General features: G+C 39.0%; 24 protein-coding genes. 6 read left to right on the forward strand and 18 right to left on the reverse strand.

What is annotated here, in order from left to right:
* Nucleotides 1–310: 310 nt before the first annotated feature.
* Both K5Q07_RS04780 and K5Q07_RS04785 read left to right on the forward strand, forming a co-directional pair.
* The gene (locus tag K5Q07_RS04780) at nucleotides 311–1,093 is read left to right on the forward strand and encodes a tyrosine-protein phosphatase (protein WP_220729953.1); all 783 of its coding nucleotides are present in this window, start codon (nucleotides 311–313) and stop codon (nucleotides 1,091–1,093) included.
* 20 nt (nucleotides 1,094–1,113) lie between these two features.
* The gene (locus K5Q07_RS04785; RefSeq protein WP_220729954.1) at nucleotides 1,114–2,052 is read left to right on the forward strand and encodes an alpha/beta hydrolase; all 939 of its coding nucleotides are present in this window, start codon (nucleotides 1,114–1,116) and stop codon (nucleotides 2,050–2,052) included.
* 36 nt (nucleotides 2,053–2,088) lie between these two features.
* Here K5Q07_RS04785 and K5Q07_RS04790 read toward each other — a convergent pair whose 3' ends face one another.
* The 3 genes from K5Q07_RS04790 to purB all read right to left on the reverse strand — a co-directional run bounded on the left by K5Q07_RS04790 (nucleotide 2,089) and on the right by purB (nucleotide 4,819).
* Nucleotides 2,089–2,793: an Lreu_0056 family protein gene (locus tag K5Q07_RS04790; RefSeq protein WP_220729955.1), complete on the reverse strand. Its 705-nt coding sequence runs from the start codon at nucleotides 2,791–2,793 to the stop codon at nucleotides 2,089–2,091.
* Nucleotides 2,794–2,891: 98 nt separating this feature from the next.
* Nucleotides 2,892–3,440: a hypothetical protein gene (locus K5Q07_RS04795; protein WP_220729956.1), complete on the reverse strand. Its 549-nt coding sequence runs from the start codon at nucleotides 3,438–3,440 to the stop codon at nucleotides 2,892–2,894.
* A gap of 83 nt (nucleotides 3,441–3,523) precedes the next feature.
* Complete coding sequence (gene purB, locus K5Q07_RS04800) at nucleotides 3,524–4,819, reverse strand: adenylosuccinate lyase (RefSeq protein WP_220729957.1); 1,296 nt, start codon at nucleotides 4,817–4,819, stop codon at nucleotides 3,524–3,526.
* Nucleotides 4,820–5,049: 230 nt separating this feature from the next.
* Between purB and K5Q07_RS04805 the strand changes: the two genes are divergently transcribed.
* Together K5Q07_RS04805 and K5Q07_RS04810 are read left to right on the forward strand one after the other, a co-directional pair.
* The gene (locus K5Q07_RS04805; protein ID WP_220729958.1) at nucleotides 5,050–6,342 is read left to right on the forward strand and encodes an adenylosuccinate synthase; all 1,293 of its coding nucleotides are present in this window, start codon (nucleotides 5,050–5,052) and stop codon (nucleotides 6,340–6,342) included.
* Between the two features lie 15 nt (nucleotides 6,343–6,357).
* Nucleotides 6,358–7,323: a GMP reductase gene (locus K5Q07_RS04810; protein ID WP_220729959.1), complete on the forward strand. Its 966-nt coding sequence runs from the start codon at nucleotides 6,358–6,360 to the stop codon at nucleotides 7,321–7,323.
* A gap of 45 nt (nucleotides 7,324–7,368) precedes the next feature.
* On the opposite strand, the gene K5Q07_RS04815 is transcribed toward K5Q07_RS04810, so the two are convergent.
* The 13 genes from K5Q07_RS04815 to K5Q07_RS04875 form a co-directional block, all read right to left on the reverse strand.
* Nucleotides 7,369–8,031 carry a class A sortase gene (locus tag K5Q07_RS04815; RefSeq protein WP_220729960.1) on the reverse strand — a complete coding sequence of 221 codons (663 nt, stop codon included), beginning with the start codon at nucleotides 8,029–8,031 and terminating at the stop codon, nucleotides 7,369–7,371.
* A 123-nt stretch (nucleotides 8,032–8,154) separates the two neighbouring features.
* On the reverse strand, nucleotides 8,155–9,099 hold the full coding sequence (locus K5Q07_RS04820; protein WP_220729961.1) for a dihydroorotate oxidase: 945 nt from the start codon (nucleotides 9,097–9,099) through the stop codon (nucleotides 8,155–8,157).
* A gap of 11 nt (nucleotides 9,100–9,110) precedes the next feature.
* Nucleotides 9,111–12,287, reverse strand: a complete 3,177-nt coding sequence (carB, locus tag K5Q07_RS04825; RefSeq protein ID WP_220729962.1) for a carbamoyl-phosphate synthase large subunit — start codon at nucleotides 12,285–12,287, stop codon at nucleotides 9,111–9,113.
* A gap of 1 nt (nucleotide 12,288) precedes the next feature.
* A complete protein-coding gene (locus tag K5Q07_RS04830; protein ID WP_220729963.1) occupies nucleotides 12,289–13,368 on the reverse strand; it encodes a carbamoyl phosphate synthase small subunit in 1,080 nt (359 codons plus the stop codon).
* On the reverse strand, nucleotides 13,369–14,637 hold the full coding sequence (gene pyrC, locus K5Q07_RS04835; protein ID WP_220729964.1) for a dihydroorotase: 1,269 nt from the start codon (nucleotides 14,635–14,637) through the stop codon (nucleotides 13,369–13,371). It abuts the gene before it with no gap.
* Nucleotides 14,621–15,559, reverse strand: a complete 939-nt coding sequence (locus K5Q07_RS04840) for an aspartate carbamoyltransferase catalytic subunit (protein ID WP_220729965.1) — start codon at nucleotides 15,557–15,559, stop codon at nucleotides 14,621–14,623. The genes pyrC and K5Q07_RS04840 overlap by 17 nt, the downstream gene beginning before the upstream one ends.
* A gap of 402 nt (nucleotides 15,560–15,961) precedes the next feature.
* Nucleotides 15,962–16,660 (reverse strand): aggregation-promoting factor, encoded by a 699-nt coding sequence (apf, locus tag K5Q07_RS04845; RefSeq protein WP_251067639.1) that lies wholly within the window; start codon nucleotides 16,658–16,660, stop codon nucleotides 15,962–15,964.
* A gap of 376 nt (nucleotides 16,661–17,036) precedes the next feature.
* Nucleotides 17,037–17,681 carry an aggregation-promoting factor gene (gene apf, locus K5Q07_RS04850; protein ID WP_505603552.1) on the reverse strand — a complete coding sequence of 215 codons (645 nt, stop codon included), beginning with the start codon at nucleotides 17,679–17,681 and terminating at the stop codon, nucleotides 17,037–17,039.
* Between the two features lie 363 nt (nucleotides 17,682–18,044).
* Nucleotides 18,045–19,427: a Na+/H+ antiporter NhaC gene (gene nhaC, locus K5Q07_RS04855; RefSeq protein WP_220729967.1), complete on the reverse strand. Its 1,383-nt coding sequence runs from the start codon at nucleotides 19,425–19,427 to the stop codon at nucleotides 18,045–18,047.
* A gap of 411 nt (nucleotides 19,428–19,838) precedes the next feature.
* The gene (trxA, locus tag K5Q07_RS04860; protein ID WP_220729968.1) at nucleotides 19,839–20,159 is read right to left on the reverse strand and encodes a thioredoxin; all 321 of its coding nucleotides are present in this window, start codon (nucleotides 20,157–20,159) and stop codon (nucleotides 19,839–19,841) included.
* A gap of 4 nt (nucleotides 20,160–20,163) precedes the next feature.
* Complete coding sequence (locus K5Q07_RS04865) at nucleotides 20,164–20,898, reverse strand: TerC family protein (RefSeq protein ID WP_220730061.1); 735 nt, start codon at nucleotides 20,896–20,898, stop codon at nucleotides 20,164–20,166.
* A 77-nt stretch (nucleotides 20,899–20,975) separates the two neighbouring features.
* Nucleotides 20,976–21,653 carry a glycoside hydrolase family 73 protein gene (locus K5Q07_RS04870; protein ID WP_220729969.1) on the reverse strand — a complete coding sequence of 226 codons (678 nt, stop codon included), beginning with the start codon at nucleotides 21,651–21,653 and terminating at the stop codon, nucleotides 20,976–20,978.
* Entirely contained in the window at nucleotides 21,653–22,105 is a 453-nt protein-coding gene (locus K5Q07_RS04875) for a MerR family transcriptional regulator (RefSeq protein WP_285289184.1), read from the reverse strand. Before K5Q07_RS04875 ends, K5Q07_RS04870 begins: the two co-directional genes overlap by 1 nt.
* Nucleotides 22,106–22,351: 246 nt before the next feature.
* Here K5Q07_RS04875 and K5Q07_RS04880 point away from each other — a divergent pair, with 246 nt between their 5' ends.
* A complete protein-coding gene (locus K5Q07_RS04880; RefSeq protein WP_220729971.1) occupies nucleotides 22,352–22,819 on the forward strand; it encodes a C40 family peptidase in 468 nt (155 codons plus the stop codon).
* A 63-nt stretch (nucleotides 22,820–22,882) separates the two neighbouring features.
* Here the strand turns inward: K5Q07_RS04880 and K5Q07_RS04885 are convergent, their stop codons facing one another.
* Together K5Q07_RS04885 and K5Q07_RS04890 are read right to left on the reverse strand one after the other, a co-directional pair.
* On the reverse strand, nucleotides 22,883–23,548 hold the full coding sequence (locus K5Q07_RS04885) for a histidine phosphatase family protein (RefSeq protein ID WP_220729972.1): 666 nt from the start codon (nucleotides 23,546–23,548) through the stop codon (nucleotides 22,883–22,885).
* A gap of 62 nt (nucleotides 23,549–23,610) precedes the next feature.
* Complete coding sequence (locus tag K5Q07_RS04890; protein WP_034530962.1) at nucleotides 23,611–23,877, reverse strand: hypothetical protein; 267 nt, start codon at nucleotides 23,875–23,877, stop codon at nucleotides 23,611–23,613.
* Between the two features lie 197 nt (nucleotides 23,878–24,074).
* Between K5Q07_RS04890 and K5Q07_RS04895 the strand changes: the two genes are divergently transcribed.
* Nucleotides 24,075–26,192 (forward strand): LTA synthase family protein, encoded by a 2,118-nt coding sequence (locus K5Q07_RS04895; protein WP_373310045.1) that lies wholly within the window; start codon nucleotides 24,075–24,077, stop codon nucleotides 26,190–26,192.
* Nucleotides 26,193–26,205 lie beyond the last annotated feature (13 nt).

The raw sequence follows: 26,205 nt of genomic DNA on the forward strand, positions 1-26,205 counted from the left end.
AAACGTTTTGAAGAATTATTTAACATTTATTGATTAAACAATACATAGTGTCTAATAAATCGTTAAAAATCTATATTTTAAAAGACTTTTTGAACATCTATAACTACAATCATCTTTAATCCTTTTATAATTTTAATTCGAAATATCATAACACAAAAAATCACCCAAACTATAATCAAAAATTCATTCGAAACATTTATTTAATATTTGTCATAACAATGAAAATATTATTTCTTCTAACTTTCATTATTGGTTATTTTCTTTTACAATATAATAAATAATATTTGCGTTAATATGGGAGGTATGAATTTTGTCACAACAACGATTATTAGACATTAAAAACGGCTATAACTTCCGTGAACTTGGTGGATACCAAACAGAAGATGGCCGTTTTGTAAAATGGAATAAAGTCCTGCGTTCGGGTGAACTTTCTGAACTATCTGATTCTGATTTAGCCTTTTTAGAAGAATATGGTATTAATTTCGATGTCGACTTAAGGTCAGACACCGAAAGACAAAAAGCTTATGATAGATTACCAAGCAAAACCAAGTTTATCGCTAATCCTGTCTTTAACAGCGGTCACGACAAGACTGAACGTCAATATGCTGAGCAATATATGGACGATGCTTCGCGCGGCAAACAAAATATGATTAATTCATACCAATCAATGGTAACTAGTCCATCCGCTCAAAATGCCTTTAAGAACCTTTTTAAGATCTTATTGGCTAATACTGATGACGGAGCCGTACTATTCCACTGCGCGCAAGGAAAAGACCGTACCGGTCTATCAGCTGCATTCTTCTTATTCGCTTTGGGCGTTGATGAAGATACAATTAAAAAAGATTACCTATTATCAAAAGAAGCAATGAAACCATTCATTCAAGTAAAAATTGATCAATACAGTAAGTACGGTATGACTGACGAACTTCGTCAAAATCTAAACGACTTATACACTGTTGATGAATCATACTTCGATGCTGCGATGGCTACCATTAAGGAAAAATATGGTAATATCAATAACTTCTTACACGAATTCATTGGTCTAACCGACGCAGATATTGCTAAATTAAAGGATATTTATCTTACAGAATAAATAACATTGGAGTGATTTTTATGGGATTTAAAAAAGCTGCTGCTGCATTAGGTGTAATGTCTACTGCAGTTGGGGCAGGAGCTTTTATATTCAGTAACTACCTATTTAAATTAGGCATGAGCAGAAAGGACGACGAACCTGTCCCACAAACTAGCCAATTACGTTTTGCATACGCATACTACCGCTACGTTGATTGGTTTCATGCCATTCCAAAGGAAGAATGGGTGTTAAACGAAGTCGACACTGGCGAAAAAATGATTGCGTCATACGTTCCTGCCAAGGAAGAAACCAAGAAGACAATTATTATGGCTCACGGGGTTGGCTGTAATCGTGAAACAATGGCCAACTTCATTAAGATGTACCATGAATTAGGTTTCAACGTCTTAGCTCCAGACGATCGTGCCCACGGTGATAGTGACGGTAAGTACGTCAGCTATGGATGGAAGGACCGCATCGACTACCTTCGTTGGATTAAGCTAGTCCTTGAAAAAGTCGGCGAAGATGCCGAAATATTAATGTTTGGTATCAGTATGGGAGCCGGAATTGTCACTATGCTAAGTGGTGAAGACTTACCAAAACAAGTAAAAGCAATCATCGCCGATTGTGGATACACCAACGTTGGTGACGAATTCAACTACTTGCTAAAGGACATGTTCCACTTGCCTCCTTACCCAATCGAACCACTAGTTAGTGCGATTAACTGGTACAAGGTTGGGTATCGTTTGCACAACGCATCATGTACCGAAGCGTTAAGAAAAAACGATTTGCCTACCCTATTCATTCACGGGGATAGCGACATCTATGTTCCTACCTACATGTCTTATGAAAACTACGCTGCATCAAACGGTCCAAAACAACTATGGATTGTACCTGGCGCAGGTCATGAAGAAAGCTTCTGGGTCAACCCAGTCGCATACAAGAAACGCGTAAAAGATTTCTTGCACACATACTTTGACTAAATAAAAAAGACTCAGCAAAATGCTGAGTCTTTTTTATTAATCATCGTCATCAGAATTTGATAGTGAATCATATTGTTTATTCCATACTTCTTCACTCAAAATAGATTTTGAATAATTATCAACGTGTTTTCTTTGTTCTGAAGTCTTGTAGTAGGTGTTAATTAAGTAATCCTTACTTACATTCTTGTTCACTGCTGGAACATGTGCCATATCCTTATTGCCAGCTTTTGACATATCTCTGAATTGAACATAGACACTGTCGGGTTCGACATTAAACATAAGGTCCGCTGTTCCATCACCATTAGCGGTAAATTGATCAAGTTTTAGATGGTTTTTAATTCCATACTTACTCTTCTTGTCCATAAAGAACATCCCCATCATAGGTTCTTTACTATGAATGTCAGGCTTTTTAACTGTATTATAGTCACTAAATTGATCATGATTTTCTTTTTGTCCAAATCCCCTAGATTGAACATCACGATCATATTCCAATGCTAATACACCAAAAGTCTTGTCATCTAGATTCAATCTACTTGAAGAGCTAGATGAATTACTATCATTTGATGAACTACTACTATTTTCGTTGGTAGATGAATTGGATTCTGAGCTAACCTTCTTTGAGGTTTGGCCTGCTCCATATGGTTTGTCAGAGTGGTGAGCCGCTTTACTCTTTCCACAACCTACTAGCATCATTGAAATCAATGATGCCAATCCAATTATGTATATTGTCTTCTTTAACATTTATGAATTCCCCCTATGACTTTTATATTACCATTATTTTTAAATTATAGATAAATAAATTAAAAATAAAAAAGGCTCAGCTGTCGCTGAGTCTTTTTTTATTTGATCATGTATGTGCTAAACATCACTGCATGAATAACGACATAGACAATGATTGAAATAGCTAGTGGTTTCCAATCGTATGCTAGACATACCTTAACGCGGTGGAACCAGCGTTTGAAGTAATGACCTTCATCTGCATCGACGATTGAATCAATAATATTGAAACTAATCTTGGCGTTGTAAAACGCAATGCTTAAGATGGATAAAGCTCCGACTAGGTAAGCTAGTCCACCTAAGATATCACCAATTGGTAGTGTGTAGTAAGCAATTGCCAATTCCTGGCCAATTACTAAGAAAGTAATTACCGTTGGCAAAGCAACGATTCTACGCGATGGTAATAGCGTACATACCAAGTAGAACAATACTAGGATTAAGGCAGAAATTAATCCGTTCAACATGGCTGACCAGTTGAAAAAGACGAATGTAACCTTAACACCTAGCCACTTTGCAAAATGTAACCTACTAAAACTGTAATAAACAGCGAATAAGAAGAATAGAACTGTAAAAGTCCAACCTTCCTTTGTCATTTCAAATTTTTTATTCATTATATATCACCTACTCTTATTTTAACTGATTTAAAAAAATTACACAAAAAAAGAGCTGGCAAAAATACCAACTCTTTTTATTTTTACATTAAACCACAGCGTTTGAAAATTTCGTCGACGTGGCGGATGTGATAGTGATAATCAAAGGCATCATCGATGTCTTCTTTTGAAAGTTTTTCGTTAATTGTTGCGTCTGCTTCAACCAATGGCTTGAATTGTTTGTTTTCATCCCAAGCAATCGCAGTAAGTGGTTGAACAGTATCGTAAGCAGCTTCTCTAGTCATCCCTGCTTCAACTAACTTCAACATTACACGTTGTGAGTAGATTAGACCGTTAGTAATGTTTAGATTACTTATCATTCTTTCTTCGAATACGTCTAGATCACGAACGATGTTGTTGAAACGGTGCAACATGTAATCAATTAAGATAGTAGAATCTGGCAAGATGACACGTTCTGCAGATGAGTGGGAAATGTCTCGTTCATGCCATAAAGCAACGTTTTCCATTGCTGTTACAACATGTCCTCTCATTACACGAGCTAATCCACAGATGTTTTCAGAACCGATTGGGTTTCTCTTATGTGGCATTGCTGATGAACCCTTTTGACCCTTAGCAAAGTGTTCTTCAACTTCATGAATTTCTGAACGTTGTAGTCCACGAACTTCGGTAGCAAATTCTTCTAGACTAGTAGCGATCACACCTAAACATGCTATGTAGTTGGCGTGTAAATCACGTGGTAGTACTTGGCTGGCAACTGATTGAGCACGGATACCTAACTTTTGGCATACGTATTGTTCAACGTATGGATCAACGTTAGCGAATGTACCAACGGCACCTGAAATCTTACCTGCTTCAACATCCTTTGATGCTATGTCAAAACGTTGTAAGTTACGTTTCATTTCTTCATACCAACGAAGTAATTTCAAACCAAATGTAGTTGGTTCGGCTTGCACCCCGTGAGTACGACCCATAATAACAGTGTCCTTGTACTTAAGCGCCTTATTACCGATAGTTTCGATAATTTCTTCGATATCCTTACGAATAATCGCATTGGCTTGTTTTAATCGATAGCCTTGTGCAGTATCAACGATATCTGTACTGGTCATTCCGAAGTGAATCCATTTACTTTCATCACCTAAGTATCTTGAAACATCACGCGTAAATGCGACAACATCATGATGAGTAGTCTTTTCAATTTCTTCAATTTCTTTTTCATCAAAGGTAGCGTTCTTTTGAATCTTAGCTAAGTCTTCAGCAGGAATTTCTCCTAACTTAGCCCAAGCTTCGTCTACAGCAACCTCCACAGCTAGCCATGAGGCGTATTGATTATATTTAGACCATACATTTCCGATTTCCGGTCTGGTATAACGATCAATCATCACAATCCATCCTTTCGAATATCTTGCTTTAATATTAACACACAAAATTCGTTTTTTCACTATTATATTAAAATTAATTATGCTTATTGTTCGTTTTTTATTTATTTTCCGAACATTATTTTATCATTTATATAAATAGTTCTTGATTATTTTTTCCAGCATGGTAAAATTTTTCGTGGAGTGTTGAAATACACTCCTCTATACTTAAAGAAATATATGAGGTGAACTTGATGTCATCAATCGTTATTATAGGTAGCCAATGGGGCGACGAAGGAAAGGGTAAAATTACCGACTTTCTAAGTCAAGATGCTGATATGATCGTAAGATATTCTGGCGGAGACAACGCCGGCCATACCATCGTTATTGACAACAAGGAATTTCACTGCCGTTTAATTCCATCCGGAATCTTCTATTCCGATAAGCTAAGCATCATCGGAAACGGAGTTGTAGTTAATCCAGAAACTTTAATTTCTGAAATGGACTACTTGGAAGAAAATGGTTTTGATTATTCTGGACTACGTATCTCAAACAGAGCCCAAGTAATCATGCCATACCACATCTTGTTTGATAAATTACAAGAAGAACAAAAAGAACATAAATTAGGTACCACCCACAAGGGAATCGGACCTGCATATATGGATAAACTAGAACGTATCGGTATTCGAATCGCCGACTTGATTGACGAACATACCTTTGCTGATAAGTTACACCAAGCCTTAAACATTAAAAATAACATCTTAGAAAAACTATACGACCAACCTGGTTTTGATTTCGATGAAATCTTTGCTAAGTACAGTGCTTACGCTAAGAAGATTGCACCATTCGTTACTGACACTTCTCTACTAATTAATGAAGCTTTAGATAACGACAAACAAGTACTATTTGAAGGTGCACAAGGTGCAATGTTAGATATTGACCATGGAACTTATCCATACGTTACTTCATCTAACCCTACTGCCGGAAACGCTGCTACTGGTACTGGAATCGGCCCTAACCGCATCAACTCAGTCGTTGGTGTATGTAAAGCATACACTTCACGTGTTGGTGATGGACCTTTCCCTACCGAATTATTCGACGAACGTGCCGATCGTATTCGTGAAGTCGCTCATGAATATGGTGTCGTTACTAAACGTCCTCGTCGTATCGGTTGGTTAGATGCCGTTGTATTGCAACATGCCGTTCGTACTTCAGGTATCACCCACTTATCACTTAACTGTCTAGATGTACTATCTGGTTTTGACACCGTTCGTATCTGTACTGGCTACAAATACAATGGCGAATTAATCAAGTACTACCCTGCTAACCTAGACTTCTTAGACAAGTGCGAACCTGTCTTTGAAGACCTACCTGGTTGGAAAGAAGACATTACTAAGTACAAGACTGTCGAAGAACTTCCCGCAAACGCACAAAACTACTTAAAACGTGTTTCTGAATTAACTGGCGTTGAACTATGTACTTTCGCCGTTGGTCCAGACCGTGAAGCTACTAACATTTTGAAAAACGTTTGGGAAGATCATAAATAAAGTGAGGTCGTTATAATGAGAACTTTTGATTACCACAATGTCCAATTATTACCTGAAAAATGTATCATTAAGAGCCGTAGTGAAGCTGATACTTCAGTTCAATTCGGCCCACGTAAATTCCAACTACCAGTTGTTCCCGCAAACATGGAAACAGTCATGGATGAAAATCTAGCTACTTGGATGGCTGAACATGACTACTTCTACGTAATGCACAGATTCCAAACGGAACAACGTCTAGAATTTGTTCAAAGCATGCACAAAAAAGGTTTATTTGCTTCAATTAGTGTTGGTATCAAGGATGCTGAATACGACTTTATCGATGAATTAAAAGCTGCTGACGCTGTTCCTGAATACACCACTATTGATGTGGCTCATGGTCACTCAGACTTCGTTATCAAGATGATTAAATACATCAAAAAAGAAATTCCAGAAACTTTCCTAATCGTAGGTAACCTAGGTACACCTGACGCTGTTCGTGAAATCGAAAACGCCGGTGCCGACGCTACTAAGATTGGAATTGGCCCTGGTAAAGCATGTATCACTAAGTACAAGACTGGTTTCGGTACTGGTGGTTGGCAACTTTCAGCACTTAAGTGGTGTTCAAAGGCTGCTACTAAGCCAATGATTGCCGACGGTGGTATTCGTACTAACGGTGATCTTGCTAAATCAATTCGTTTCGGTGCTACCATGATGATGATTGGTTCAGTCTTTGCTGGACACGTTGAGTCACCTGGTGAAATCGTCGAAAAGAATGGTAAGAAATTCAAACAATACTGGGGTTCAGCTTCTGCCAAACAAAAAGGTGAACACCATAACGTTGAAGGTCGTCAATTGTTAATCCCATTCAAGGGAAACATTGAAGACACCCTTCTAGAAATGAAAGAAGATCTACAATCATCAATCTCATACGCTGGTGGAAAAGACTTAATGTCACTACGTAAGGTTAACTACGTACTACTAGACAGCATTGATGAATCATAAGATCATATATAAAAAAGACCAACTCGTATGAGTTGGTCTTTTTTGTTAGTTCTTAAAGTATTTAGCTGTCTTATCATTTAAGTCAGTAATTGAACTTAGTTTTGCTCGTACCATTGTACGGTTTGGTTCATTCGGTGTTCCACTAGCACATGTGATCAGTGTTAAAGTTGGATGTTTGTACTTCTTAGTAATGTATTGGGTATCGTATTGGTTAATTACAGAGACTGAACTAACTTCATACTTGTAGACCTTCTTACCATTCGTGATGTAAATGGCATTCCCTTCAACTACTCTGTGCAATGGTCCAAACAAAATCTTTTCGTTGTTCATGTGGTGGCCGGCAATCGCGTAATTGCCCTTACCTAATTCTTGGTTAGGTTTCATGGTACCTACACCTGACAACAATTCTTCGTTATCCATACCATAGTATACAGGTAAATGAATTGAAACCGATGGAATGGAAATCTTACCAATCATTGTGTGCTTATGACTAAAGATGGCCTTTGAAATCGACGAAGCACTGACGCTTTCAATCTTTGAAAAATCAAAGTTGGCTTTCTTATTTTTATCTTGTTGAACAATCTTCCCGTTCATTTCGCTACTAATTAAATGTTGAATAGCTGAATTTTCTAGAAATGGTAGGCTAACTAGAAAAATTCCAACTACGAGTAGTAGCACCCATGTAGCTGTATATAATTTCTTTCTCATGATGATTCCTCACTCATTATTTTATAGTTTTATCCTACCATAAAAACCTTAAATTAAGTCATTTGAGGTCCAACCATTACCAAATCTTAACCAAAAAAGACTGGGTCATCCCAGTCCTTTTTACTAGTCTTCAATTACCCTTAATTTGCCACGGAAATCATCTAGAGATTTGTATCCCTTAGCTTCCATAATGTCAGTCAACTCTTTAGTTACTCTTTCAAATGTTGATAGGCCTTCTTCGTATAGTTGAGTTCCGATTGAAATCATCTCAGCACCACACAATATGTGGGCAAAGGCGTCGCGACCGTTGGTTACTCCTCCTGTACCGATAATTTTAATGTCATCATTTAGACGTTGGCGTAAGCCACGGACATTGGCTAGTGCGGTTGGTAGCACCATTGATCCACCCACTCCACCAAAGCCACCCTTTGGTTTTAATACAACCTTTTCTGAATTGGTATCAATCCATAATCCGTTTCCAACCGAATTAATGGTGTTAACGTGGCTTAGTGGGTATTTGTTCAATACTTCGGCAATCATGTCGAAGTGAACCAAATCGAAGTAAGGTGGCAACTTAATGCCCAGTGGTTTCTTGTAGAAACTAAATACCTCGTGTAATAAGTCGTCAGCAGCCTTGAAATCATAAGCCATTTGAGGTTTACCAATCACGTTTGGACAAGATAGGTTCAGCTCGGTCAATCCTTGGTAGTCGTCATTACCTTGAAGTTGATGCAGCATTTTCAAATCTTCTTCCTTGGACATTCCTGCCACTGAGACGATGATTGGCTTTTTTTGGTCATGATTTTTCAAGTAATCCATGTAGTAATCAAACCCTTGGTTAGGTAATCCCATTGAGTTAATGGAACCATTTGCTAGACGGTAGTATCGAGGCAATGGATTCCCGAAGCGACTCTTAGGAGTCATACTCTTGGTGACCATGGCACCTGATACTGGTTCGTCCATTAGTTCGTCTAGTTCTCGTTCTGTCTGACAATGAATTCCTGACGCGTTTAAAAATAGGTTCTTTACTGCCATGTTGGCGATTTGTGCTGATAAGTCTACTGACATTTGAATTCCTCCTAAAGTGCGTTGACGGTTAGTGTTTGATCTTCTAGTACTGTTAACAATGAAGCAACGGTGTCTAGTGCCGTGAATAATGGCACCGCGTTTTCAATCGCTGCGGCTCTAATTTGTGCTTCATCATCGAATGTTGCTTCGGTAGAGTCGATGGTGTTAACGACTAGTTTTAGGTGTTGCTTGTTTAACTCGCTGACCGGATTATTGTCATCGTCTTCTGAGAACTTGTGGATTAAGGCGTTGTCTAAACCATTTTCTTGGAAGAAACGATGAGTGTTTGCAGTCGCTTTAATTTGGAACCCTAATTTTCTGAAACGTTTGGCTAGTTCTAATGCTTCTCGTTTGTCTTCATCGCAGACAGTGAATAAGACGTTACCTGATGTTGGAATGGTAATTCCAGAAGCGATGAATGACTTGTATAGTGCCTTGGCGTAGCTGGTATCTGATCCCATTGCTTCACCGGCGGACTTCATTTCAGGGCCTAGTGTGTTATCAACAAGTGGTAATTTGGAGAAACTAAATACTGGTGATTTCACGCTAATGCGGTTGGATGGTGTGACCACTCCTGACTTGTAGCCTAAGTCGGCTAGTTTTTCACCGGCCATGATGCGAGTTGCCAGGTCAGCCATTGGAACGTGAGCGACCTTGGACATGAATGGCACTGTTCTAGAAGCCCTTGGGTTAACTTCGATGACGTAAGCCACGTCGTCTTTGATGACGAATTGGACGTTCATCAATCCCTTGGTGTTCAACGCCTTGGCTAATTCAACCGCTGCGGTTTCAATTTGATATTGGACCGTTTGTGACATGATTTGTGGTGGGTATACTCCCATCGAGTCCCCTGAGTGAATTCCAGCTCTTTCAATATGCTCTAGAATTCCAGGAATTACCACAGTTTCACCGTCAGATACGGCATCGACTTCGGCTTCTGAACCTAGTAGGTATTGGTCGATTAGAACTGGGTGGTCGTTTGAGGCGTGGACCGCCTTAGTCATGTAACGGTGTAGTTCTTCGTCATCATGGACAATTTCCATTGCCTTACCACCTAATACGTATGAAGGTCTAATCATGACTGGGTAACCGATTTGGTTAGCAATCTTTAGTGCTTCATCAATGTTTGTGGCGGTATCACCTTGTGGTTGTGGTAATTGTAATTGCTTGATGACTTGATCGAAGTCGTGACGATCTTCGGCACGGTTAATGTCTTCAACCGTTGTTCCTAGAACCTTAACGCCGGCTTCGTGTAGTGGTTCAGCCAAGTTAATCGCGGTTTGACCACCGAATTGAACGATAACGCCTTCTGGTTTTTCAACGTCGATAACGTTTAACACATCTTCGATGGTTAGTGGCTCGAAGTATAGTTTGTCTGACATTGAGAAGTCGGTGGAAACTGTTTCTGGGTTGGAGTTCATGATGATGGCTTCATAACCTAGTTGTTGGAGCGTTTGGACACCGTGAACGGTTGCGTAGTCAAATTCAACCCCTTGACCGATTCTAATTGGTCCAGAACCTAGTACTAGGACTGACTTTTTATCGGATACTTCTGATTCACTGTGTTGACCCAAAGTGCTGTAGAAGTATGGGGTTGCAGCCTTGATTTCACCGGCTGATGTATCAACCATCTTGTAGACTGGTGTAATGTCATTATCCTTACGCATTTGACGAACTGCTTGTTTATCTGTATGCCAGATTTTTGCAATCCATTCGTCTGAGAAACCATAACGTTTGGCCATCTTCAGCATTGAAAGTGATTGGTCATCGGCTAATTCCGTTTCAATTTCAACAATGTGTTGGATTTTATCTAGAAAGAATAAGTTAATTTGGGTACGTGCATTGATTTGTTCAATGGTTGCCCCTCTTCTGATTAATTCGGCAATCATGAATAGTCGATTGTCGGTTGGATTTTCAATTGCTTGTAGCATGTCGGCTGTTTCAACATTTTCGTATTCGGCTTGGTCAAAGTAGCGTTGGTCGATTTCCAAAGAACGAACTGACTTTAATAAAGATTCTTCGAAATTTCGACCGATGGCCATGACCTCACCGGTAGCCTTCATTTGAGTTCCTAGATGGTTATCAGCCTGTGGGAACTTATCGAATGGCCAGCGTGGAATCTTGATAACAACGTAATCCAAGGCTGGTTCGAATTGGGCTAGTGTGATTTGAGTTACTGGGTTCTTGATTTCATTTAGATTAATCCCAACCGCAATCTTGGCTGCAATCTTGGCGATTGGGTATCCGGTCGCCTTTGATGCTAGTGCTGATGAACGTGATACACGGGGGTTAACTTCGATGATGTAGTAATTCATTGAAGTTGGGCTTAATGCCATTTGGACGTTACATCCCCCTTCGATATGAAGAGCTCTGATAATCTTTAATGCAGCATCACGTAGCATTTCGTATTCACGGTCGGACAATGTTTGCACCGGTGCAGCAACGATGGAGTCTCCGGTATGCACCCCGACTGGGTCGACGTTTTCCATCGAGCAGACAATCATCGCGTTATCGATTTGATCACGCATAACTTCCATTTCGATTTCCTTGTATCCGGCGATTGAGCGTTCCACTAGGACCTGGCTGATTGGTGATAGACGTAATCCGTTTTCCATGATTTCTTCGAATTCGACCATGTTGTGCGCGAATCCACCACCGGTTCCACCTAGTGTGTAGGCTGGACGAATGGCTAACGGGAAGCCAATTTCTTCGGCAAAGGCAATCGCGTCTTCCATGTTTTCGACCGTCTTTGATTCGGGAACTGGTTCACTGATTTCTTCCATTAGGTTTTTAAAACGAAGTCTGTCTTCGGCTTCTTCGATGGCGTCTAGCTTGGTACCTAGAAGTTCGACATTGTATTCGTCTAAGATGTTGCTGTCGGCTAATTCCTTGGCCATGTTCAAACCAGTTTGACCACCTAGTGTTGGTAGGATGGCATCCGGTAATTCTTGGCGGATGATTTTACTGATGAATTCCAATGTGATTGGTTCAACGAAAATCTTGTCGGCGATGGTAGTGTCGGTCATGATGGTTGCCGGATTGGAGTTGATTAGGATTACTTCGTATCCTTCTTCCTTCAAGGCTAGGCAGGCTTGTGAGCCTGAGTAGTCAAATTCAGCAGCTTGCCCGATGACGATTGGGCCGGATCCAATTACTAAAATCTTGTTAATGTCAGTTCGTTTTGCCATCTTAAATCCTCGCTTTCTGGTTGTCTTGCATTGCCTTTACAAAGTCGTCAAATACATATTCAGCATCGTGTGGTCCAGGTGATGCGTCTGGATGATATTGGACTGAGAATGCTGGTCTGTTTTTCAAACGGACCCCTTCCACAGTTCCGTCGTTGATTTCTGTTTGAGTAATTTCTAGTTCAGTTGATGGAATTGATTTAGCGTCAACCGCGTATCCATGATTTTGTGAAGTGAAGTAAGTTTGTTTCTTACCCGCTTCTGCAATCGCATGGTTGAAACCACGGTGACCAAACTTCATCTTATATGTGTTCGCACCGTTGGCTAGTGCGAATAGTTGGTGCCCTAGACAAATTCCAAGGATTGGTAGTTGTTCTTCTAGTTCACGAATGACCGGTAGAACGTATTCTAGGTCCTTTGGATTGCCAGGTCCGTTTGATAATAGAATGCCATCCGGATGACTAGCTAGAATTTCTTCCGCTGTACTGGTTGATGGGAAGACGGTCACGTTTAGATTACGTTGAGCTAGTGAACGTAAGATGGAGTCCTTTAGTCCAAAGTCGATTAAAGCCACTCGCAAACCGGTGTTAGGTGCTTGGTAGATGCTGCTAGTAGAAGCCCTTTGTGCGGATGTGCTTGCTAGTGGTTGGTCGAATGCAGCTTGAATTGTTGCTGGATCTAAATTGTCGACGATAACAGCTTCCATTGAACCTTCGTCTCGTAGTTCTTGGGTTAGCGCTCTGGTATCGATTTGTGAGATTCCTGGTAGGTCTTCTAGTTCAGCGTATTGGGTTAGTGTCATGTTGCTACGCCAGTTGCCTACTAATCTAGCAATTTCGTTGACGACAATAGCTGCGACTGATGGGTGCAAGCTTTCCATGTCGTCTCTGTTAACCCCGTAGTTTCCGATTAGTGGGTAGGTGAACACTAGCATTTGACCATCGTAACTGGCGTCGGTCATGCTTTCTTGGTAACCGGTCATCCCCGTTGAGAAAACCAATTCACCGTGAACTACCTTCTTGGAACCAAATCCAATTCCTTGATAAGTTGATCCATTCTTTAATACTAAGTATCGTGCTTGCATCTATTCCACGCTCCCATCTTGATATGCAATGTTGCCGTCTACTAATGTTAGTTTTGTCTTGCCATATACCTTTTGACCGATGAATGGTGAGTTCTTCCCTTTTGATAAGAAGTCATTGGCGTCGATTGCGTATTCATCGTCTAGGTCCATCAAGGTTAAATCAGCTGGTTGGCCCTCTTCTAACCTACCCGCAGGCAAGTGGAAGATGTCAGCTGGATTCTTGCTCATCCATTTAACCAATGTCTTTAAGTCAACCAATCCTGATTTAACAAAGCTGGTGTACATTAGGCTAAACGCTGTTTCGATACCAACAATTCCAAATGCGGCATCTTTAATCGATCCTGATTTTTCCCTTTCGCTATGTGGTGCATGGTCGGTTGCTACCATGTCGATTGTGCCATCCATTAGACCAGCGATTAGTGCGTGTCTGTCTTCTGGACTTCTTAGTGGTGGGTTCATCTTCATCATTGGATTGTCTGTTTCAATCATTGAGTCATCTAGTAGCAAATGATGTGGTGAAACTTCGGCGGTAACGATAACACCGCGTTGCTTGGCCATTCTAACTAGTTCGACTGATTTCTTTGTGGAGATGTGAGCGACATGGTAGTGAACGCCGGTGTCCTTGGCCAATACTAGGTCTCTGGCCAGTTGTGATGATTCGGATAGTGGTGGCATCCCTGGTAAACCTAGTTCGTCAGCTTTGGCGCCTGCATTCATCACCCCACCGTTGATTAATGAATCATCTTCGACGTGGGCAACCAGAGGTTTGTTTAATCTTTGTGCTTCCTTCATCGCAAGATACATAGTTTCAGCATTCTGGACTCCATGGCCGTCGTTGGTAAATGCGACGGCACCCATCTTAGCCATTTGTTCGAAGTCAGTTGGTTTATATGCAATTAGTTGCTTGGAGATGGCTGCGTATTGGTAAGTGTGTACGACACTCTCACGTTGGTTGAGACTTAATTGTTCTTGTAACTCGTGCGGTGTATCCACAACTGGTTTAACGTTTGGCATTACGCAGACACTGGTGAACCCACCGTGTGCTGACGCCTTGCTACCAGTCTCTGTGGTTTCCTTATAGGTTAGTCCTGGATCTCTGAAGTGGACATGAACGTCGACTAATCCGGGTAGTGCTGTTGCACCTTTACCGTCAATGACGTGATTGAACTTTTCGCCTAAGTTAGTCCCGATGGCCTTAATTTTATTATCTTCGATTAGGATGGATGTTAATTGGTTATCTACATACACGTTTTTAATTAATGTCTTCATATTCTTCCTCCGCAATTAAGTCTTTACTCTTTAGGATTGAAGTTAGGATGGCCATTCTGGCGAACACCCCGTTTTGCATCTGTATAAAGATTCTAGATTGTGGTGCTTCTACAAGTGAATCGGCAATTTCAATGTTGCGATTAACCGGTGCCGGATGCATGATGATGACTTTCTTCTTCATCTTGTTGCCACGTTCTTCGGTTAGGCCAAAGATTTTGGCGTATTCGACGGCAGTGAAACTTTCACGCGCATCTTCGTTTAGCCTTTCTAGTTGCACCCTTAGCATCATCATGACGTCGACGTTTCCGACTATCGAATCGATGGTGGTAAACTCACCGAAGCTATCGAAGTCGCTTGGGTACCATTCGTCTGGTCCAGCAAAGTAGAGCGTAGCGCCAAGTCGTTTTAGGATTTCTGCATTCGATCGAGCCACCCTGGAGTGAAGTAAATCACCGACGATGGCAATCTTTAATTCTTTGAACTTCTTGAATTCGTCGTAGATAGTTAGTAAATCTAGCAAACTTTGTGATGGGTGTTGGCCACTTCCGTCACCAGCATTCACCAACGAAGCGTGGATTCTTTCATCGTCGATTAGTGGTTCGTACCATCCGGTCGTCTTATGTCTGATAACCACCCCGTCCGTACCAATTGCTTGGAGCGTTTTGACCGTATCGGATAGCGTCTCACCCTTTTGCACCGAGCTATTCTTAGGGTCGATGTTAATCGATGTAATTCCTAGTTTACGTTCTGCCATTTCAAACGATGTATGGGTTCGCGTACTGTTTTCATAGAACATGTTAGCGAAGTAGACTGGTCGTTTTAATTGAACTAGCTTACCATCACGGTATTTTATAGCTAACTCAATTAGTTCCATGATTTCTTCATCGGCTAACTGATTAAGATCTAAAAAATGTGTTTGCATGTATCCATCCTCCTAAAAAAGCACCCAACTCGATGGAGTGGGTGCTTGGAATGGTCTAATTGCGTATATTCCAATGCACCCTCTCTGGAGTTGCTTAATTGAAACCAAGATAATAAAAAGGACTTCCCTGACCGTGTCAGAAAAGTCCCTCAATGTCTGTTGTTTACACTGATGGCGTATAGTTTCTACGCATAGGCCTTGTCTGACTCTCTGGTCAATACTTAAAGGCGAATCTCTTTTTATGTTGTTTATAATATATCACACTTCAAAAATAAGACAAGCAAGTATTGAATGTTTTTGTCCAACCTTGTCATGACAGTCGTTATCAGGTCATACAAAAAGACGCCAATAAAGGCGTCTTTTTGTAGATATAAATATTGTTTGGATAAAACGGCTAAGATCTTAGTACCAACCGTGTTGTAGCCAGAATGACTTAGCGTTATCCCATGAACCGTAACGGGCAGCGACATATTGGTCAGCAACTCTTTCTTGGTTAGCAGCTGAGTAATCACCGTGTAGCATAGCAGCACCTAGTTGGTACTTACCATAGTATTGACCGTTTGAGGCAGTGTATGAACCACCAGATTCACGGTTAGCAATCCAAGCTTTAGCAGAACTGCTTGAGCCAGTGTAGCTTGAGCTTTGTGATTGGCTGAAGTTAGTTGTGCTTTGAGTTTGAGTCTTTTGTTGAGCTTGTGGTTGACTGTAGTTGGTTGTGCTTTGAGTTTGTGCTTGTTGTTGAGGTTGTGCTACTGATTGTTGGTGAGTAGTACTTTGTGCTGTTGTATTTGAAGCAACAGTCTTTTGTTCAGTAGATACAGTTGCACTTGAAGGTAAAGTTAGTTTTTCACCTACGTAGATTAAATCTGTGTTAACACGGTTGTTAACTGCTCTAAGTGAACTTAATGAAACGTTGTATTTTTGTGATAATCCCCATAGAGTATCACCACTTTGAACAGTCACAGTCTTCTTAACTGTTGCCTTAGCTTGTTGTTGTGGTTGTTGTACAGATGCGTTAGCAGTTTGATCTGCGTTGGCACTTGCACCACCAGCTACAAATAATCCAGCTACTGCGGCAGTAGCAAATAACATTGACTTCATACTATTTAATTTAACGATAATAATTCACTCCTATAAAAATCTATAATTCTGTTTCTGTATCGTCGAAAGTGTTAATCGATTTGATTAACTGTGATATATACTACATCGTATCCATTACATGGCTATATCATGCACGTTAAAAGATTTGGCTTTTTCGTAACATTGTCGTTACGCTGTAACAATATGACATCGAAATCGGATTAATGACCGTGGTTGAGCCTTTTTGAACGTTACATACAGCTTAAATTATTCTAAAAATGTTTCTAATCTCGGCAAAAAACTGCCAAAAAGTTTTAAAAAAGCCTTGCAAATCACAAAATGATCAAAAAATGGGTAAAAAAAAAGGCGTTGAAAGTAAAACTTTCAACGTCTCTTTTTAATACCAGTTATTGGCAACCCAATGTTGTTTGGCGTTTACCCAAGAACCATATCGGTTAGCAACATATTGTTCTGCGACACGTTCTTGATTAGCTGGAGAGTAATCACCATTTAGGTAACTACTATCTAACTGATATCTACCATAGTAACGACCGTTTTGTGCGGTGTATGAATTGGTAGACTCATGGAAAGAAATCCATGCCTTTGCTTCGGCATTTGCTTTGTTCCATTCTGATTGAGCATTGTTTGTTGATTGAGCAGTGTATTGTGATTGATTTTGTTTCTTAGAAGTAGAATGATGTTTTTTTGACTTATTCGAGTGTTGCTTTTGAACCTTCTTATCGTCTTTTGCACCATTATTATTATCTGGAATCACGATTTGATCACCAGCTAATAAATCATCATCACTATACTTGCCATTAGTATGCTCTAAAACAGACATGAAAACATTGTACTTATCTGACAAGTTTTCTAGTGTATCGCCAGACTTCACAGTCACTACTGTATTCGCGTTGGTATCTACAGTAGCATTTCGGTAAATAGAAAGTAATCCCGCGAACGAGATTGCGATTACAAGAAATAAAACATGAAATTTATATCTAATAACTGAAACACTCCTATATAAAATTAAAAAATAAAAAATTGCGTTTGTTGTCTTTCAACAACGAATGCACATTCTATCTTCTTAATATTACAAGAGTGTTACATACAAGTTACATTAACGTGTATGTTTGTAATGTAGTAATATTACTGTAACGTTTTGAAATATAAATGAACACAATGACTAATAAAACGGCTTTCTGGTTTTAATAGTCGTGTACAATATATAGGTAATTTTTGATCAATTTTCGCAAAAAAATTTCGAAATTTTTTTGGACTCAGGTAAATATGTTTCATTTGAAGTGATGTGCAACGCAAAAATCGGAAATAAAAAACCTACCACAAATCGCTTTATGATAGGCTTTTTAACTTTTTCTTAATAGTATTAAATTATTCTAAACATTAGTTAATCTTTATTATGTTTAATAGCAATTCCTGTTACCGCACTCAAGATTGAGAATACTGGTGACAAGATACTTAGGAATAGGAATGGTGCAAAGTGACTAGCTGGTACACCTAATGTTGCTGAAATAAATGCTCCGGCAACACCCCAAGGAATTAAGTAGTTAATAACGGTACCACCATCTTCAATAGCACGACTTAGCGCAACTGGTGCTAATCCAGCTTGGTGGAAGACCTTCTTAAATGCGTTAGCTGGTAGAATTTCTGATAAGAATTGTTCACCCACGAAGACGTTTACCCCAATGGCAGTGAAGATTACAGCTATGATCAACTTAGCATCGCTATTTAAATGCTTAGTAAGTGGTTGAACCACTGCGTCAACGATACCTAGGTGCATCAATAATCCACCAAAGGCTAAGGCAATCATAATCAATGCTAGAGTACCCATCATTGAACTAATACCCCCTCTTGATAGAAGAAGGTCAACTGACTTGTCACCAGTTTTTGATACAAAACCGCTAGTGATTAAGTCATTAATCTTAAGTAGTGAAATCTTGTGATCTTGAATTCCCATTAATCCAATTGAAACAATGATGTTAATAAATAATGTAGGGATTGTTGGGATATGACTCCATGCACAGATAAGTAGAAGCGCGATGGGAATAATTGCTAATAATGAAATGTGGAAGTTGCTGTTCAATACGTGTACTGTCTTGTTGACATTTGACAGGTTGGCCTTACCATCGCTGTGGTTTAAGAACACGAAGATGATGAATGAACCAATCATGGCTGGAATTGTTGACCACATCAAGTTCTTAATGTGAGCAATCAAGTCGGCACCGGATACCGCAGCAGCTAAGTTAACAGTTGCTGATAGTGGTGATGATTTATCACCGAAGACCGCACCTGAGATAACGGCACCGGCAATCATTGCTGGGTTCATGCCCATGGTGATACCAATTCCCATGAAGGCAATCCCTAAGGTAGAAATAACTGTAAAAGCACTACCGATGAACGTACCAACCAAGGCACACACTAGAAAGATTGATGGTAAGAACCAATTGATGTTGATCAAGTGGAAACCAAATACCATTAATGAAGGAATAACCCCTGAGGCAATCCAAACACCAATCAATGAACCAATTAATAGGAATATAAATAATGGAACAATTCCATTTTTAATTCCTGTGACGAATCCTTCGTCGATGTCATCCCATTTAAAACCTTTGAAACGACCCCAGAATACCAACAACATGATTCCAGTTAGAATTGGTACTTCTGGTGAAATACCTAAGCCAATGACACCAAATGACATAATCGCCATCATAACAACTAATACGATAATTCCCTCAAGCAGACTGACTGTCGGTTTCTTTTCTTCTTGCATAGTATCTCTCCTCAAAATAGTAATTTTTTCTTCAATAATATATGTAGTTTTTATTTAATTCGATATCGGATTAATCCTCCGCAGTTTGAAATCTTCATCTTATCTTCTTCTTTCCATAAAAAAATCCCTGTTGTCTAAAACAACAGGGACGACTTATTTGTATTTTTACCGTGGTACCACCCAAATTAGTAACCACACGTAGTGGTTACTCACTCTCTAGAAATAACGACTCTAGTTACCGTTCTTGGGTAGACACTATCCAATGTATTTCATCGAGATTAGCCTGATCGGTTCGCAGCAACCACCGACTTCCTGACACCCAGCTAATTCGTTACTTGATTTGGAATAATTGTTTTGCCTTATTTGATTAAACTAAGATTAGCACTCCCGATTTAATCCGTCAACTAAAATTTACATTTCTTCTAATTTACGGTTTAAATAATGAGCCATCTTTTCCTTTGGATATACGCCTGTCACCTTTTCGACGGCCTTACCGTTTTTAAATAAAACGATACTTGGTAATCCCATCACCTTGTATCGTTTTGCCACGTCTTCGTTATTGTCGACGTTCATCTTACCAAAGTGAATACGGTCACCGAATTCTTCTTCCATCGCTTCAATCACTGGATCCATAATCTTACAAGGACCACACCATGGTGCCCAAAAGTCGATGACTGTCATTTTGTTATCTGTTTCTTGTGCAAGGTTTTCCCTTGTAATTGTTGTAGCCATTATATTACCTCTTTGCTTTGCGAATAAAATGAATGATGAAGGTTACGATAAATGTAACCAAAACAATCAAACCAAAGTGAAGTGGTTCAATTTCGATATCAATCATTGGAATGGAAAGAATTAACTTCAAAGCAATCACAGCAATTAAGAAGTATGCCATTGTTTTTAATTCTGGTATCTTCTTCATCACTAACATGATAACTTCGGCAATTCCTCTCATACATAGAATCCCGATTAGTCCACCTAGTAATACAATTACTGGGTTATCAGAAATTGCCAGTGCGGCTAACACGGAATCAACGGAGAAGACAATATCCATAAATTCAATTTGTAATACTGTCATCCAAAAACGTTTGCGATTGGATTCATTGGCAGATTGCTTGAACATGGATTTTTTCTGTTTGTCGGAATGAGCGAAGTGCGCATAGACTAAGTAGAAAAGATATAATCCACCAAAAACCTTTAATTCCCAGATATGAATTAAGAAAACCCCTAATCCAATAATGATAAATCTAAAGATGTAAGAACCCCAAAGACCATAAAATAATGATTCTTCTTGTTCTCTTTTAGTTGGTAAAACTTGAGCCTGCGTGGCTAATACCACCGCATTATCAACTGACAATAAACATTCAATTAGAACAAGGGATAAAATAACTACCCATGCATCCTCCGAAAAAATGACGTTATGCCAGTTATTCAAATCAAAAAACGGACCATATAATTTACTTAATAATGGTATCACCTAAAGTCTCCTCTTCTATTTTTCTACTATTATATAAGATAAATTTTTGAAAATATAGTTAAAACTACTAGTTATTATTTATTAATTTCGTTGTCATACTTGGATAAATTGTATTGCTTGATTAATGCAATTAGATTCTTTGCATAATTTGGATCAGTTGCGTAACCATTCTTTTGAAGCATGTTAGCTTGTTCTTCGTAACTCATGACGCTCTTCTTTTTAATGAAGTTAAGTGCAGTCACGGTACTGTGGTTTTCAACGGCATCGTATACAGTTGGGTACTTTCTAAAAGTAGCAGGAATGGAAATCTTCTTCTTGTCACCTTCACGAACCACTTTGACCCCCTTACCTACCTTAGTGTCATTACTTACGTATTCGTCAGTGTAGTATTGGATTGATTGACCCTTGTATGTTCCCTTAACACCAAAGATGTTGTAAGCCTTCTTGTATAAGTCTGATTGACCCCAGTTAGATTCTTGGATAGCTTGAGCAATTACGACACTAGGTAATACCACGTGTTGCTTGTTCCATACTTGAACGGCTGGTTTAGCGATTGTTTCTGCAAACTCATGACGTTTCCTTGCAGCTTCTTCTTGTGCTTCTTGAATTCTTTCTTGATCAGATTTTTGAATTTGGTTTTCTCGGATTGTGCTGTGAATTTGTTTTGCAACCTTATATCCACCGAATAATACAATCACAATTACAAGAGCCCAGACAATCTTCTTAGTTAAACTCATTTTCTTTTTTCTCATCATTTATCCTTCTTCTTTATATCGACAACACGATATTTAATTTCGTCATTCTCATCAACTGAGGCATATAATATGGAAGTTTTCGCTTCGTCAAAGTAACCTAAATTGACGGCCGGTTGACCATCTATAGTCTCAACATCTTCAAAAGCATTCATCATGAATCTTCTTAGATAACGCATCTTGGCGATGTTTTCAGAAGCCGTCTCATTGGCAGCTGTAAGTGTAAAGCCTTTATCTAAATAATGCTTGATTAATGTTACTTTATTTAAGTTTTCCATATTAAAAACGCGAGATTTACTCTTATCGTCTCTAATTGAGGTAATGTAACCTTTTTGTTCCCAGTAACGAAGTTGACGTGTCGACACGTCCATCATCTTACTTACTTCCCCGATTTTAAAAATTAAACGATTAAGGTCAATTTTTTCAGGAAATAATTTCTTTAAGCCCGACATTTCAACGGTTCCTTTCGTGTAATCTACATAATAAATTTACCACAAATCAGGAACCCTTTCATTACTTTAATTGGGTACAGTAAATATTAAACACTAAAATTATAAAGATTACATTAAAATTGCAAAGTTTTAATTAATTTGAAACTCCTTTGTTACATTCCTGAAATATTAATCCCTTATCATATGGAATATATTGAGATAGAGAAAAAACGAGAGAGATTTTTAAAAGAGAGAGGATTTTGAGAGATGAAAAAAATGATTACTAAAATTGCTATAACCGCAGCCGCGTTTACTTCACTACTATTTGCAGGTGCTGCTGCAAGTAACAACAACACTGCCCATGCTGATTCTAATAACCAATTTACTTCAGTATACCGTGTTGCTAAGTCAAAACTAGGTGACCGTTATGTTTACGGTTCACAAGGTTCAAATACTTTTGATTGTTCTGGTTTTACAAAATACATATACAGACACGGACTAGGTGTTAACTTACCTAGAACTGCGCAACAACAATACCACTACTCCAAAAAAGTTGCTAAGAAACACCTTAAAAAAGGTGATCTAGTATTCATCGGTTCTTCAAAGAGAAGTATCTACCACGTTGGTATGTACATCGGTAGAGGTAAGATGATCGATGCTCAAAATCGTGGAGTTATCCGTGAAAGCATCCATGCACCATGGTGGCATGTAGTTGCTTACGGTCGAGTAGCATAATTTCATCTCTTAAAATCCAAAAAAAGACGATTACAAAATGTAATCGTCTTTTTTAATGCTTAATTATTGAATGTTGTAATCGGTAACCTTGACTTGATCATCACTAACTTCTAGCTTAGTAAGACTGCCATTGGATGGACGTTCAGTGACATCGTACTTACCTTCACCGAAACGTTCAACTAGACTCAAGACGGCGTTTCCGTGACTAATCAATAAGACGTTATCGCCATCATGAATATTCTTATCATTTCTAATTAGGTCTAGTCCTTGGTCCCAACGTTTCCAGTATTCTTCGTTACTTTCGGCTTGGTGGAAAGGATCGGCTTCCTTTAAGAAGTCCTTCGCCTTACCAATTGAATACTTAGTAACAATATCTTTGAAAGTTGGTAGACCGTGTGGTGCCCCAGCTACATACCAAGTTTGATCCATATCATTTCCTTCGTAGTAGCCGTAGAATTCTTCTCTTAAGTAGTTGGAAATGGTTGGTTGTTTAACTGAATCAGCCTTATTGCCATCTAGAATAATCTTGGCAGTATGCATTGCTCTGGTAGTATCACTACAATATGCTGCTGCAAAGTGTGTGTTTGCTAGTTTATCAGCGGTCTTTTTGGCACCCGCAATTCCCTTGTCAGTAAGTGGCGAATTACTCCACCCTTGTAATCGATTGTAAATATTAAAGTATGTTTGTCCATGACGAACAACGTATAGATTAAATGTGATAACATTCATCCCCTTTTATAAAGTGGTAATAATAGAATATCACTAATAAAAAAAGTTAGACAATATTTCGCCTAACTTAATTCAGTATTATAGTACTTAGACGCAATCTTGTGGTAGCGCAACTTGTCTAGCGTCTTATAAATTATCATTTGTAGTTCGTGTAGTTTAATGATAGTGTAGGAACTCAATTGGACTAAGATTAATCTTTCAGTACGATTGATAATCTCTTGGTTACTAGTCAAAGCTAGCAAGTCACTATGGACCATCTCTGGCATGAATTCAATTATTTGTCCATCACTTAACTGAACATTTAATTTTTTAGTATTACCTTTTAGCAATGCCGTCATCCTCCTACTAATTTAACTTTATTTTACAACATTTGTATAATTTTGCAACTATATATGGTGATGGCTATTTTTATCTTGCCACATATTGTGGTGATGCATTTATGACACGAAAAAAACATGCCTTTTTTACGTCTGTCTGTTAATATTAAGTATGAATTATATCAAAGGAGCTCTTCATTTTGAAAGCGATAAACTATCTGCGCTCTAAAATGTCGACTAGACTCGGTTTCTTCACCCTACTAGTTGTTTTATTTTGGGCTAAAACTATATACGCATATTTCACGGATTTCCAATTAGGACTTGCCAATCCGTTTGAATACTTCATTGCATTCATCAATCCAATTGCAACCACGATGCTATTGTTTGGACTTGCAATGTACATTAAATCAAGTCGTTTATTCTATCCCCTCATTTTATTAATCGATGGGTTAAACACTTTACTACTATATTTAAACGTTATTTATTACCGTGAGTTTACCGATTTCATGACCGTAAGTACAATGACTGGTTACTCAAAGGTTAACCAAGGTCTTAGTGGATCATCACTTGCACTTACCATGCCACATGATGTCTTCTACTGGTTAGATATCGTTTTAGTACTGCTATTATTATTATTTAGAGTAATTCGAATTGATAACAAGAAGTTCGGCGGCAAAGGTGCCTTTGCCATTACTTCAATTGCCGTGCTAATTTTTACAGCCAACCTATCATTTGGTGAAATGGCCCGCCCACAACTTCTTACCAGAACTTTCGATCGTACATACATTGTTAAGTACCTTGGTGTAGATTCATTCACTGTCTACGACGCCATCTCCACTCAACACACCAAAGATTTACGTGCGATGGCTACCAAGTCTGAAATGAATGACGTTAAGAAGTTCATCGACAAGCACTACGCTGCCCCTAACAAGTCCATGTTTGGTATTGCTAAGGGTAAAAACGTTATTATCATTCACTTGGAAAGTTTCCAACAATTCCTAATTGATAAGAAGGTTAACGGCCAAGAAGTAACACCATTCTTGAACAGTCTCTATCATAGTAAGTCAACGATTGGCTTTTCTAATTTCTTCCACCAAGTGGGACAAGGAAAGACATCTGATGCTGAAAACATGCTAGAAACCAGCACCTATGGATTACCTCAAGGTTCAATGTTTACTCAATTTGGAAGCGACAACATTTTCCAAGCAGCTCCCGCTATTTTGAAACAAGAAAAAGGATACACTTCTGCGGTCTTCCACGGAAACGTTGCTAGTTTCTGGAACAGAAACAACGTTTACAAGAACATGGGATACCAATACTTCTTCGACGAAAGCTACTACGACACTTCCGGCGATAAGGCATTGGGTTACGGTTTGAAGGACAAGTTATTATTCAGAGATTCCGTTAAGTACCTTGAAAGACTACAAAAACCTTTCTACGCTAAGTACATCACAGTTACTAACCACTTCCCTTACTCAATCGATAGTGAAGACAGTAACTTCAAGACTACTAACACCGGGGATAGCAAGGTTGATAACTACTTCAAGACTGCCCATTACCTAGATCAAGCCGTCCAAGAATTCTACGCATACCTACAAAAATCAGGATTATTGAAGAATTCTATCATCATGTTATACGGTGATCACTACGGTATTTCTAACTCAGAAAACCTAAGTCTTGCTAGAGCATTAGGTAAGAATCCAAATGACTGGACTGACTTTGATAACGCTCAACTACAACGTGTTCCATTGATGTTTAACATCCCTGGAATGAAGAAAGGATACATCGACAATACCTATGGTGGTGAAATCGATGTCTTGCCTACTCTACTTCACCTATTGGGTGTTAATACCAAACAATACATTCAATTCGGAACCGACTTATTCTCTAAGAAACACGATACAGTGGTCGCATTTAGAGACCGTGATTGGGTAAGTACTAAGTACACTTCAATCAGTGGTACTATTTACGACAACAAGACCGGTAAGGTTATTCACCCTACTCCTCATCAAAGAAAAATCTTCAACAAGATGCAAGCTCGTGTTAACACCGAGCTATCATTCTCTGATGAATTAAACGAACAAAACTTACTTCGTTTCTACACTCCAAGCGGATTCACTCCGGTAAATCCAAAGGATTATAACTACCAAAATGGCTTCCAAAAGGAACTTGGTGCTGAGACCGAATTGGGTAAGAAGTCCACTAGTTTGTATGACAAACTTAAGAAGAAATCTACTCAATCCCTATACAAGACCGACGCTCCAGAATTAGGCCATTCAGGTGGATCGTCTTCTAAGATTTCCAAAAACGATGACGACGACAATTAATACAAAAAACGAT

Source organism: Apilactobacillus zhangqiuensis, from assembly GCF_019656215.1.
Classification (GTDB): Bacteria; Bacillota; Bacilli; order Lactobacillales; family Lactobacillaceae; genus Apilactobacillus; species Apilactobacillus zhangqiuensis.